Origin of the sequence: Pantoea sp. CS_6 (genome assembly GCF_041954745.1) — a bacterium.
In the GTDB taxonomy this organism is placed as follows: Bacteria; Pseudomonadota; Gammaproteobacteria; order Enterobacterales; family Enterobacteriaceae; genus Pantoea; species Pantoea stewartii.
In genome coordinates, this window is record NZ_JAVAYG010000003.1 from 373102 (window position 1) to 384517 (window position 11416).

At 43.9% G+C, this 11416-nt stretch carries 14 protein-coding genes; 4 read left to right on the forward strand and 10 right to left on the reverse strand.

All coding sequences use genetic code 11. The annotated features are described in order from the left end of the window. Positions 1–45 precede the first annotated feature (45 nt). Positions 46–528: a hypothetical protein gene (locus RAC90_RS07020; protein ID WP_375124148.1), complete on the forward strand. Its 483-nt coding sequence runs from the start codon at positions 46–48 to the stop codon at positions 526–528. Here RAC90_RS07020 and RAC90_RS07025 read toward each other — a convergent pair. Continuing rightward, the gene (locus RAC90_RS07025) at positions 518–1837 is read right to left on the reverse strand and encodes a glycoside hydrolase family 28 protein (protein ID WP_375124166.1); all 1320 of its coding nucleotides are present in this window, start codon (positions 1835–1837) and stop codon (positions 518–520) included. The genes RAC90_RS07020 and RAC90_RS07025 overlap by 11 nt on opposite strands. A gap of 291 nt (positions 1838–2128) precedes the next feature. Between RAC90_RS07025 and RAC90_RS07030 the strand changes: the two genes are divergently transcribed. The 3 genes from RAC90_RS07030 (at position 2129) to RAC90_RS07040 (ending at position 3897) form a co-directional block, all read left to right on the forward strand. Beyond that, complete coding sequence (locus RAC90_RS07030) at positions 2129–2623, forward strand: hypothetical protein (protein ID WP_052133234.1); 495 nt, start codon at positions 2129–2131, stop codon at positions 2621–2623. A gap of 9 nt (positions 2624–2632) precedes the next feature. Then, the gene (locus RAC90_RS07035; protein ID WP_375124149.1) at positions 2633–3079 is read left to right on the forward strand and encodes a DUF421 domain-containing protein; all 447 of its coding nucleotides are present in this window, start codon (positions 2633–2635) and stop codon (positions 3077–3079) included. Positions 3080–3225: 146 nt separating this feature from the next. Continuing rightward, entirely contained in the window at positions 3226–3897 is a 672-nt protein-coding gene (locus tag RAC90_RS07040) for a class I SAM-dependent methyltransferase (RefSeq protein WP_054634341.1), read from the forward strand. A 225-nt stretch (positions 3898–4122) separates the two neighbouring features. On the opposite strand, the gene RAC90_RS07045 is transcribed toward RAC90_RS07040, so the two are convergent. From RAC90_RS07045 to RAC90_RS07085, 9 genes are all read right to left on the reverse strand, one after another. Beyond that, positions 4123–4455 carry a DUF6694 family lipoprotein gene (locus RAC90_RS07045; RefSeq protein WP_033737428.1) on the reverse strand — a complete coding sequence of 111 codons (333 nt, stop codon included), beginning with the start codon at positions 4453–4455 and terminating at the stop codon, positions 4123–4125. Positions 4456–4797: 342 nt separating this feature from the next. After that, positions 4798–5454, reverse strand: a complete 657-nt coding sequence (locus RAC90_RS07050) for an EAL domain-containing protein (RefSeq protein ID WP_375124150.1) — start codon at positions 5452–5454, stop codon at positions 4798–4800. A 46-nt stretch (positions 5455–5500) separates the two neighbouring features. Next, positions 5501–7213, reverse strand: coding sequence for a Wzy polymerase domain-containing protein (locus tag RAC90_RS07055; RefSeq protein ID WP_375124151.1), 1713 nt, complete (start codon positions 7211–7213; stop codon positions 5501–5503). 42 nt (positions 7214–7255) lie between these two features. Further along, complete coding sequence (locus RAC90_RS07060; protein WP_375124153.1) at positions 7256–8239, reverse strand: hypothetical protein; 984 nt, start codon at positions 8237–8239, stop codon at positions 7256–7258. Then, a complete protein-coding gene (locus RAC90_RS07065; RefSeq protein WP_375124154.1) occupies positions 8232–8774 on the reverse strand; it encodes a hypothetical protein in 543 nt (180 codons plus the stop codon). The genes RAC90_RS07060 and RAC90_RS07065 overlap by 8 nt, the downstream gene beginning before the upstream one ends. A 40-nt stretch (positions 8775–8814) precedes the next feature. Next, positions 8815–9444: a hypothetical protein gene (locus RAC90_RS07070; RefSeq protein ID WP_226376971.1), complete on the reverse strand. Its 630-nt coding sequence runs from the start codon at positions 9442–9444 to the stop codon at positions 8815–8817. Further along, the gene (locus RAC90_RS07075; RefSeq protein ID WP_375124155.1) at positions 9441–10010 is read right to left on the reverse strand and encodes a fimbrial protein; all 570 of its coding nucleotides are present in this window, start codon (positions 10008–10010) and stop codon (positions 9441–9443) included. Before RAC90_RS07075 ends, RAC90_RS07070 begins: the two co-directional genes overlap by 4 nt. After that, the gene (locus RAC90_RS07080) at positions 10003–10623 is read right to left on the reverse strand and encodes a fimbrial protein (protein ID WP_226374641.1); all 621 of its coding nucleotides are present in this window, start codon (positions 10621–10623) and stop codon (positions 10003–10005) included. The genes RAC90_RS07075 and RAC90_RS07080 overlap by 8 nt, the downstream gene beginning before the upstream one ends. Before the next feature lie 5 nt (positions 10624–10628). Beyond that, on the reverse strand, positions 10629–11369 hold the full coding sequence (locus RAC90_RS07085; RefSeq protein WP_375124167.1) for a fimbria/pilus periplasmic chaperone: 741 nt from the start codon (positions 11367–11369) through the stop codon (positions 10629–10631). Between the last annotated feature and the right edge of the window lie 47 nt (positions 11370–11416).

Sequence of the window (11416 nt, forward strand, 5' to 3'; positions counted from 1 at the left end):
GACTCATTTATTAAGAGTATGAAACCGATTTCTAAAGCATTACTGATGTTAACAGCGACAGGATGGCTGGCTGGCAATGTGCTCGCTCAGCCGTTACGCGCACCGCTGCTGGGAAATTTGCAGGCCAGCGTGCACCAGCGCTGTGGACAGGACATCACACTGCAACTGCTGAAAACGACCGATAACATCATGCTTATGGGCCTGAAAAACCGGGAAAGTGGCCAAACCGCTCTGTTCATGTCCAGCAGCCCGTTTACTGCAGACAATAGCTATTCCCGCTTCGTGCCCGTGAAGTTCGATCAGTTGTCGAAGCACTTTATCGAAACGCATAACGCTGTGCTGGAGGTGATCTGGGGCGCAGCAAAAAACGATAAGAACGTGCTGCGCTATACACTGGCGTTAGGCAGTTACACCTATTCCTGCGGTGCCATTGAGTCCTGGCCGAATGATACGGCAAACCAGTTGTACGGTGAGCCGTATAGCAGCGATGCTGGCACTGCGGCAGAGAAAAAAGCGCTCAGGGAATAGCGCAACCCTCGACCTGTTTAACCGCAGTCTGAGGCGCCCGCGTAAATTGACCATGAATAATGGCAAAGCGTTGTACTACCGTGGCCTGCTCAGCGATAGAGACATTCTTTATCGTCATCTCAAGCGGAAACGCCTCGCTGTACCCGTCCAGCGTAATTTTTCCGTTGCCTGTCCTGACGTTGTCGAAGGTGATATCCCGGTAATCGGGGATCATCGTGCCGCTGGCGTGCGGATCATAATGCGTATCAATGACCACGGGATTGTCCACATCCTGCATACAAATGTTTTGGTAGCGAACCGCCCGCACCTGCCCACCGCGCGAACGGTCGCTTTTGATGCGCAGGCCATTGGTCGTGCCGGTTAACGTCAGCCCGTTCACCAGCACATCGCTGACGCCTCGGTTTATTTCACTGCCAATCGACATACCATGACCAGAGCCAAACTGGTTATTCACGATGGAAATATGCGAGGCCGGTGCGTTTCCGGCTTTAATCGCCACATTGTCATCACCGGTACTGATCCGACTGTTGATTAACGTAACATCGCTGGACCCCATGGGATCCACACCGTCGGTGTTTCGTGCCGTCGCGGGCGTGTCGATGGTGATGCCCCATAGCGTAATGCCTTCACTGTCACTGACAGCCACGTGAAAGTTTGGCGCATTCTTCAGGGTGATCTGATACAGCGTGATATCCCGGGCGTGATCAACCTGGATCAGCCGCGGCGCATTTTGCTTTGCGTCATCACTCTTGGCGCTGGCCGCCAGTTGCCACCAGGTTTGCGTCTTACCGGTGACAGAGGCTCCGCCCTGCCCGTCGATCATGCCCTGCCCGTATATTCCGCTACCGCGGACATGACTGAGAGTAATAAACGCCCTGCAACCGTTGCCCTGCGAATCCAGCGTGCCACAGCTTCCGCGCCCGTTATCATACAATCGTGGATCCGGAAGCGCGCGCAATACCGCCCCCTTATCAATGCCCAGACTGACACCCGAAGGCAAAGACAGTGGCCCGCTATAAAATACCTTCGCACGGGTTGAGGGTACTAACAGCACCATTTCGCCGGGCGGGCAGCTATCCAGCGCCTGTTGAATAGTCTGACTGACAGTGTAGTGATCCATGGCCGGGATACGCTGGCAGACCGGCGGATAAACCGGTTGTGTTACCGTTCGTCGATCGCCCATTTGTGCCTGAGCGGTAAAACTGAGCGCCAGGCCAACAATCATGGCTAACAGAACAAAGGGAGAGCGATACATCGTCACAATCGGGTCAGTCATAGTGAAAGGGGCGACAGAGAGACAGGCCTTCACAATACGCAAGTCCTTCCTGGCAGGTAAAGCAGAAAAATGAGCCCGTCACCGGAAGTGGTCAAAATGTTAAATTGATGCGCAGGGGTCAGCGAAATAAAAGCGGGATGGCTTCGTTATCCCCTTTTAAATGCCGCCGTCCACAGCCTGGATACAGCGGATTTTGACCTTTATTCGCCCAAGGGATGGGTTTGACAGCACCAGGGCCAGTGCTACGCTTCTTGTCATATAACCGACTGATTTTTGGCAGCCTTCGCGAGGCCGGGCGGCCATTAAACGCTGAGGTATTGATGCATGATGCTCAGAAAACCCCGTATTAAGGAAAATATAAAAAACCTTAATTTTGAATATCAGTTTAGTCGTGCAGGGTTTATTTTACTGACAAGTGTTGTTGTGGCGGCAGTGCTGGGATTATTTTCTAACGGCCTGTTTAGCGAGCAGCACCTGCAGAATAAAACGCACACCTTACGTCTCGATTACGATCGGTTTGGCCGCCTGACCAGCGAAAACGAAATCAAAGTCTCCATCAAAGAGCTCAACGCACCGGACTATATTCTCAGCTTTGGAAAAACGTTTCTGGACGAATTTCAGATTGGCAGCATTAAACCTCAGCCTGACCGGATGTACAGCGAAAAGGGTTATGTCTACCTGGTCTATAACCACGCCGACAAACAGCCGACCTTCTCAGTCTGGCTGGCCCTTACCCCAAGGAAGCCTGGCGCTTTTAGTAATACCCTGCAGGTCAACAATGAACCCGAAATCCATTTCAGCCAGTTTATTTATCCGTAGGTAACCTTTATGGAAATGGTCCTCAGAGCCGCTGCGATATACCTGATCCTCCTCCTTGTGTTCAAAATTGCCGGGCGAAGAGCCCTGCTTCAGATGACCAGTTTTGATCTGATCCTGCTCCTCATCATCAGTGAGGCAACCCAACAGGCGTTGCTGGGAAGCGATTTCTCCGTCACCGGCGCAATGATCACCATTATCACACTGATAGTGATGGATATGCTGTTTGGTTACATCAAGAGGAAACACAAAGGGTTTGAACAACTGATTGATGGCAGCCCGGCCATCCTGGTTGAAAACGGCCAGCCTTTTGCCGATAAGATGAAAAAAGTGAACGTCAGCGAGGATGATATTTTGCTGGTCGCGCGACAAAATCATGGGCTGTGCGAACTCGATGAAATTCGCTATGCCATTCTGGAAAGTAACGGGCAGATTTCGATTATTCCTGCTGAGAAATGAAACCCGTTTAATCCGCACCTGGCCATGGCGGCATTTCATCATGTGAGAAACGACACAACGACCGAAAAGTCAGATACGGGTCACGCATAGCCTGTAGAAAATGCGTCAGAAGAGGATTCAGTGACGGCAGGAGGAGATGGGCGGTCGTGGAAAGTTATGACGATATCTATCGGCGCCTCAAAAATGAGGGCTATGAAGCCTGGACAGGAAGCGGCTTTACGCGAGCCCGTCAGCGGCTCAGCGAGGTGCTTTATGAGCTTGAAGAAGCAGCATGGCTTCCTGACAAAGGGACTGTTCTTGAGCTCGGATGTGGCAATGGTGCCATGGCATCACATTATTTTGCCCGACAATCATTCGTCGTTTACGGGGTCGATATCTCAGACGTGGCGATTTGCTGGGCCCGGGAACGCTTCAGGGAAGCAGGTCTGGTCGGTCATTTTAACCAAGGCAACGTATGCGACCTTTCTCTCTATAACGATGCTCAGTTCGATGTCATCGTTGACGGCAGCTGCTTTCATTGTCTGGTGGGAACACAACGTACACATTGCCTTAAAGCCGTGCGCCGTGTACTGGCCTGTGACGGCGCGTTAATTATCAGCAGCATGTGTGGTTCGCCTAAACAAATAAGCGAATCTCTGCGTTATGACCCTGGACAGCACCTGTTACTGAAAGACGGCATTCCCTGGCGCACACTGAAACCGCTAGACGACCTGACCGCAGAAATCACAGCAGCCGGTTTTAACATCCGTTATTTTTCAGTTAATCAGAATTCGTGGTGGGATCATGCAACGCTTGTGTGCCACAAGGCTTCCAGTTAGTGCAGCCCGTCATCGTATTGGTGCGGATTGCCCTTACCCGAATACTTACCGCTTTTTGCCCGACGCGGTTGGCAGTTCAATGCCAACAAAACGCCTGTAGACCGTCGGCCTTAAAATACCTGTAAAGATGGCGTAAAAAAAGAGGCATACAAAGCATGCCTCATAGTGTAGTAACAGGTTAATCAGACCGTAAATAAGCCGGGCTGAGAAACAAACATGCTGAGATTAGTTGGCTGCGCGCTCTTTTTTAATCTTATCTGCGTACTCAATAACTTCTTCGCCGGTCTTACCGGCCAGTGCGCCTTTGATCTTTTTATCAATCAGCGCGCGTCCACCTTCATCACCGCTGCCCGCCTGCATCAGCTCTTTCATGCTGACCTGGCTGAAGGCGACAACCTGAATAGCATCGTTAAACGCGGCGCGCTTATCCTCTGCAAGTGACTCCCGAACTTTTTGAAGCGATGTCTGAAAAGCCTCTTCGGAAGAACCATCGATCTTAGGCTCTCCACATCCAGTGAGGACGAATGCTAACAAAACGACTGCGATTGCTTTTTTCATATGGGTTTTATCCTAAAAAAATTCTTATCAATCGTAAGTTTTTGTAGCAGTTTAATAAAGCTTTTTTTATTAAGACTTGCAGGGTGATGACTATCCATCCCTTGCTAAGCGTTTGTTACGTAATGTCTTCAGGTAACCGGCAAAAGAGAATAACGTTCAGGTTCGCAAGGGGATCAAGGTGAGAAATAAGGTTGAGCTGCTGGCGACGATCAGTATTCGTAAAAGCTTTGTGATTATTAAGCCTATTCGAAGTTGTTCTGGCTCTGTCCAATATGTGCTAAATATCGTACAAAGCTGTATGAAAAAAACGCCTGAAATCGCCAGCACTTTTCTGATTTTGAATCAATATATACTTTTGGATACAGTGAGCAGGACTTTTCTTTCGGGCCACAAAAAACCTTGCCCATACTGCGCGTGCGTTAGCAGAATACATTGTTTATCTTTTTGCGTTTCAATGCCTTCGACCAAAATATGGGGGTAAATTACAGAAGCTTTTGAAATGAGAGCAACAATTTTACCGGGATCTTTGATTTCATTTCGATCAATTTTTATACCATTTACTTGCAAAGGCATCTTGCTGATTAAAGGGATAAGCGTAGAAGTGATATCATCAAGCCAGATACTCCAGCCCGCCAGTCTGAGAGCAGCAATTCCCTTTTCGAAGGCGTTAAGCTCAGCCCAGGAAAGATGGGGTAATTTTTCGGGATCCTGGACCTCTAAAATAATACGACTATCATGATTTATATTTAAGAGTTGCTTAATCTTGCTGGCATTACAAAATATTTTTACGGGTAAATTAAGCCAGTATTCACCAGAAAATTTTGCTAAATATTCCATCTGCCATAGAAACAATGAAAAAATCTTTTCAGAAGATAATTCAGAAAACCATTTTCCAGGGTTATTATTTTTGACGCTCGATAACACTTCACAGCCAATAATCTCTCCGGTTTTGAGAGCAACAAGAGGTTGGAATCTAATTCCCTCAACATCACTAAGCATTTCAAACCTAAAGTTTCTTATCAATTAATTATGAAAAAAATTCGTTTTACTTCCTGACAAAAGAATCACAAATAAATCGTTTATCTTTAGGCCAGCGTCCATGCGCCTCATCACAGAGATAACGGTACCGCGAAGACTTCTGGAAAATTGCTATTTTAATCAAACTATCATAAACATTTGGATCATTATGAGTTTTTAAAAAATTGTCTGCCCATTTTTGAAAAGCATACAATAAAGTAAGATTCTGTTCTTTATTAAACCTTAAAAGCAGAGAAACATGATAATCAAAATCAATACGAGCTTGTTGGCTATAGCGATTTGGAAAGATGGACAATGTTTTATCGGGCTCCAGGAGGAATGCCTGCAGGCCATTTTTCTCTATCTGCGTCAATTTTTGCTGCGTTATTAATCCCGTGAAAGAAAAATAAACCATAAAAAGGGAAAATGCTCCCAATAAAATTCGTGCTATCGTAAAGCCCGATTTTATCTGCACGCCTGTTTTTGTCATTTCTGCTTTAACGGGCGATGCTATCACACCAGCAGCAAGCAGTAATAGCACTACCACCAAAGCATATACTGCCGACTGATAAAGGGGATATTCAAGGTTCATATGTACAGCAACAGGCAATAAGAGTGCCACGCCATACCACTTTAATGCCCCTCGTTCCCATAGTTGCATGATGATACCAGTAACGATTAGTACTAACCCACACAGAGCAATCACGCCACCTTCTACCCAGGCAAAAAGTAATTCGTTGTGAGGGTGCGTTACCGTAGCGGCTTCCAGGCCGGGCCAAACTGTTGAAGCTAATTGACCAAAAACCGCCTCAAAACTGCCATAACCCTGCCCAGTGATGGGGGACTGCATAATCAGTTCTGTTGTCAATCGCATCATATAAAAGCGGGCACTGTTGGAGGAAGTTTTGAGTATAACGGGCAGAACCGGGTCAGGTAAAAACAGGGGTAAAACATACAAAATGAAAAGCCCACATCCAGTGCCTGCCAACAGCAACATAAGAGCACTATAAGATCTGGTGCGTTTTTCTGTGAAACCCTTCCACAGAACAATACTTGTACCACCAACTGCACCAATAAATGCGGCTCGGGATTGAAGCAGGACAATGATGGCAGCCAGTAAAACGATACTAAAACCATAATAATAACGTAATACTGTTTTCTGTTCTGCTTTACTCCTGTTAAAAATGAACAACAAGCATACCAGGCCAGTTGCCAGAAAAGTAGAAAGCACATTAACTTGCTGAAAACTTCCGTAAGGTCTTTCACCCGGTGACAACACAAACTGGAGGATGGCATAGCCAGCCTGGAGTAGACTAGCATTCACAATTACATGCAAAAATAAATAACGGCATTTCAATCGGCGAGATAACGTGTGGCCAAGTGTGAAATAGAAGACAATCAATACAAGCAGAGCGATAACGCGCGGCAAGGCATTTTGATACCAATCAAAATCCCGGGTTAGAAAAAGGGGAAAACTCCACAATACCACGCCCAGTAAAATTACTCTCTCTCCGCCTGTAAAGGGAGATAACCTAGCCCCCGTTAACTTTATTGAAAAAGTACAAAGTAATAAAACGAGAGCGATAACAAGCCATGTCAATATATTTTGTGGCAGTGAAAGGCCCAAGCCACCGCTATTAGGAAAAGCATACAGGAATCCACCACACAACCAAAATATAATAACACCAAAAATATAAACCTGTACTTTAGGCATCGTTTCATTATTAGATAAATTTTTCATAGCATTTATTGAAGGGTGAATTCACTTGCAAAAAGCATAAAATCAATCTTCTGACATAACGACGACAGAGCTGGCGCTAAAAGCACCTAATGGAATATTTTTTACTTTGACGTCTGAGTTGCGAAAAAGGTAAAACCTCACGGTTTTTTCATGAATACCATTTTCATAAACCGTACTTATGCCATCATCATCGCTCTGAGAAAAATGACCATCAATATAAGGAACAATTTCAACCCCTTCAGACGTAGTATTAATAGTGCGATATTTCCCAACTGTTGTTTTAAGCATAACATGCATTTTTAAAGATATTCCAGCGTCACGTGTACAGGTAACAGGAATGTTGACATCTTTATAAATTGCGGCAGGATCTTCTGGGCTGGTAGTTAGATCTGTTCTTGTAACATTCCCGAAATGAACATGAATATCTCTGCCCCGGTTAATGTAACAGGTCGCTGCTTCGACCGGTAGTGGTACACCGTCACTGCATGAATAAGATTCATTGGGATCGACATAATAAGCATTATCCGTGCCATCCATATTTTGCAACGCAACACAAAATGATGCTGATGGCTGATTTTGTAAAGCACTGGCAGCCCCACCAAAGTTAGGCTTCGATTTGGATATCGTTTTAGTTGTATTGAGTGTGTTAGTTGTTCGGGTATGCAATTGAAAATTAGCTGTTGAAATTGTACATTTTACTGCCTTTGTGCTCTGACAAAAAAACAACACTGCATTATAGTTTCCACCATACTGTGGATAAACTTTGTAGCCGTCTAATTCAGTGACATGGTTAGTTCCTGTGGGCATAGACCATCCTTCACCTATCAAAAATCCGGATTCAAGCCCTTCCTGAGTTGGATGGCAGTCGCCAAAACCCAGCAAACCATCCGTCATATGTTTTGATCCCTTAGGACAACTTTTGGGTAAAGGAATGCCTTTAACATTCGCCAGTGAAATAACAGGAAGTCCAATGAGTAAAAGAAAAATTATTCCTGAAAGGTATTTTAAATAGTAATGCTTAATCATATACCACCGTCATGCTGGCAGAACCGGAAAAGTCATCGCCTTCCAGTGTTTTGGTTAACTGTTTAACTAATATAACTTCGAGTTGAGGCGGTGAAGACAAATTAACCATTTTTTTCTCATGAATCGTCATTGGTGTACCGTCCATCAGAATTTGCATTCCTAAGCCATTAATGCTGGTTTCAATCGTTTTTTCATCATCGAATCCGGCAGCTTTATTACCTTCTAATTTAAAAAAAACGTTATAGCCCGGCGTAGCATCCGAGCAAATAAATTCATACTGCAAAGATTTTTTATATTTCCCGGATGAGATTTTATTGGGATCTACCGCATCAAATACAACATCCATAGATTCGTTGTTATTAATGATGCACCAGGGAGAAGTATCGAGTCTGGTCTGCATTAATACAAATGTGGAAAAACCACAAGATCCTGTTACTTCACCATTATCAGCTACCTCGCTCTGACAACCATCATTGCTACCGTCGTAAAAGGCTAACGCAAAATGAGAGGATATGCATACTATGAGTATGGCCATTGAAAAGAATATCCTGTTTTTTTTCATATTATTGAACACATTAATTAGGTTGGACAATCACATTGACGACGGCAAATAATGACATATTATCCTCTAAGTCAGCACCATACGGATCCAACTGAATTAACTGAAACGCCATACCTGTATTTTTTCCTACACGCATCCAATGAGGCCGCTGAGTGGTCACAGGATTTCCATTAAACAAAAGTTGTAAACCTAAAGATTTTACATACTTGAATAGAGGGAGAGACAGTAGACTCATTACACTGTTTTTTTGTCCCTTGACGGTACCGTAGACAGGATACACCTGAACCAGCATGTAACTTTCCAGTGCCAGTTCGCCAGTGCAGGTAAATTCGACGTTGAAATTTTTACGATATTTTCTGTCTAATATATAGCGGCCATTGTATGATCTAAATACCACTTCACCAAAATTATAATTATAGACGTTATCATTTTCGACAAGACCGCTTAGTGCATCACCAGGTCCGGGATTGAGTCCTTCAACGTTAAAATAGCACATGCCGGGATCGGTAACGATATTGCCATCAAAATAAATATTAGTTTTAAACGTTTCACCAGCAATAGCATCAAAAGCATAAAAAAAAACACATAACGCAGCCATCATCAAAGTCGAATTCATTTTCTTTAGAGAGGTGTTTAACATCATTCATACCTCAAAGTGAAGTTTGCTGTTGCTGTGAAATCACCAAGCATTACAGTTTTATTTTTTACCGCCTGAGGTTCACCTTGTATATAAGCACCCAATACGAAAAAAACATCATCATTATTGACAGAGCCCCGAACAGGCGAATGACTGTTAATTAAAACGGGGGAACCATTAACACCTCCGGACTTTAAACCTATTGCAATGCCTTCGGCCTGCCCGGATATATGAAGAAAACCAGGAAGTGTTTCACTTTCTACTCCACTGAAATCTATGGTCAATTCATTCCCCGGCTGGCAATTTTTCGCAGTGATAGTAAATTCCTTTGCTAAATCAGGCGAGTATGAATAAATGTCTTTTACGTTCACCTCTGAAAAATCAACCAGATGATCTTCACTAGCATCAATAACTTCACAGGTCGATATAACAAGTTTTCCTGAAACATTGATATTATCAATGTCAACAAATTCATCACTTGCAGAAGTCTTTACAGATAATAAAAAAACCGCAGTAAAAAGAATGATAATTGCAATAATTTTTAAGTGACGATAAATAAACATGTTATTCATAATCGACCTTGAAATTGGCTACCGCCCAAAAATCACCAAATAAAACTTGTGATTTCGTTTTAACGACCGATACAAAAAAAACAAACCGCTCTGTTTTATGAGAGATAAAGTACTTACCGCCCCGCTGATTTAATGAGACCATATTCATATCTTTGTCGCTTATTTTTAAAGCAATCCCTTTGGCCCCCTGTACTTTCAGCAACGAAGTGAAGTCGTCATCAGCTAATCCTGAAAATGTAATTGTGGCTAATGGTTCTATATATGAAAACAGATTTTTTTTCCCAGGCATCTCTGATTGATCTTTAAATGAACGATAACAATCAGTCAGCCGGATACTAAACCTTACTGGTGTCGTCTCACTTCCTGGCTCTTCAAGCTCAGCCACATTTAATACACCTAAATCAATTTGTTGTAAAACCGAATTAAGATCCAGACGGCACGCGCCTTCGCTTAGTAAACCGTTCACAACAATTTGGCCATGCTCTCCCTCCACCTGCCAGGTATCATCTACTTTCGATGTAGCACTTACAAAAAATGAAGAAAGAATAAGACAACCAGCATAACACCCGGGTACTAGTCTACTTTTTAGATGTCTCAGGAGAACGTTGAACAAAATATTTAACCTGCTTTCTGCTCGGTGACCTTACAAGCATTACCTGAGCAACTAAAAATTAATTTTGGTCTTCCCCCCCAGTCGTTTATGTAAGTCAATACGGGCTGGGCTCCTAATTTTTCCGCACTCATTTCAACTATTTCGCTACTTTTCGGTGCAATCATTACCGATTTAAAATCATTGTTACTGGCAGCGTTATTAGCACTCATGTTGACTATCGTAATATAGTATCCTGTTGGATTGATAATACGGTAACGGTCGCCTTCACGACGCAATGTTAATGCTGTCTGAGGTACATCTCCACTTGCTAACTTAAGTGCCTCTGGTCGGTAAAACATTTTTATACGTGTTTGCAATGCAATCTGCAGCGTATTCGGTTTTTTGCTTTTAGGAGGGATCTCCCGGACATTAAAATAGTAAAGTGACTCTCTGTCTTGAGGATGTGAACTTCCCGCCATGGTCTGTACTTTGATTTGACCTTTTGAATTGGGTTCAATACGTTGCAAAGGGGGGAGCGCAATAAACTCGTTTTCAAGTTTTTTGCCAGAATCATCTTCAACCCATGACTGTGCCAGATAAGGGGCTTCTTTATTGTGATTAGTAATCGTTAATGTCTCAGATTTTTTATCGCCGTTAATAATCAGACGCGTGCGATCGAGTCCTACAGCAGCATTTGCTGCAGGAATAGTCATCACCATGATTGACGTTATAAAACGCAATAGAAACTTTCTGTTGTTCGTAAGCATATAAACCTCTAATTTAGCAATTAACACGAAGTAATGTTTAAAGGCGT

Bases quoted from the DNA above. Each gene is read 5' to 3' on its own strand.
- RAC90_RS07020 (WP_375124148.1), top strand. From the start codon at position 46: ATGTTAACAGCGACAGGATGGCTGGCTGGCAATGTGCTCGCTCAGCCG.
- RAC90_RS07030 (WP_052133234.1), top strand. From the start codon at position 2,129: ATGATGCTCAGAAAACCCCGTATTAAGGAAAATATAAAAAACCTTAAT.
- RAC90_RS07035 (WP_375124149.1), top strand. From the start codon at position 2,633: ATGGAAATGGTCCTCAGAGCCGCTGCGATATACCTGATCCTCCTCCTT.
- RAC90_RS07045 (WP_033737428.1), bottom strand. From the start codon at position 4,455: ATGAAAAAAGCAATCGCAGTCGTTTTGTTAGCATTCGTCCTCACTGGA.
- RAC90_RS07050 (WP_375124150.1), bottom strand. From the start codon at position 5,454: ATGCTTAGTGATGTTGAGGGAATTAGATTCCAACCTCTTGTTGCTCTC.
- RAC90_RS07055 (WP_375124151.1), bottom strand. From the start codon at position 7,213: ATGAAAAATTTATCTAATAATGAAACGATGCCTAAAGTACAGGTTTAT.
- RAC90_RS07060 (WP_375124153.1), bottom strand. From the start codon at position 8,239: ATGATTAAGCATTACTATTTAAAATACCTTTCAGGAATAATTTTTCTT.
- RAC90_RS07065 (WP_375124154.1), bottom strand. From the start codon at position 8,774: ATGGCCATACTCATAGTATGCATATCCTCTCATTTTGCGTTAGCCTTT.
- RAC90_RS07070 (WP_226376971.1), bottom strand. From the start codon at position 9,444: ATGATGTTAAACACCTCTCTAAAGAAAATGAATTCGACTTTGATGATG.
- RAC90_RS07075 (WP_375124155.1), bottom strand. From the start codon at position 10,010: ATGAATAACATGTTTATTTATCGTCACTTAAAAATTATTGCAATTATC.
- RAC90_RS07085 (WP_375124167.1), bottom strand. From the start codon at position 11,369: ATGCTTACGAACAACAGAAAGTTTCTATTGCGTTTTATAACGTCAATC.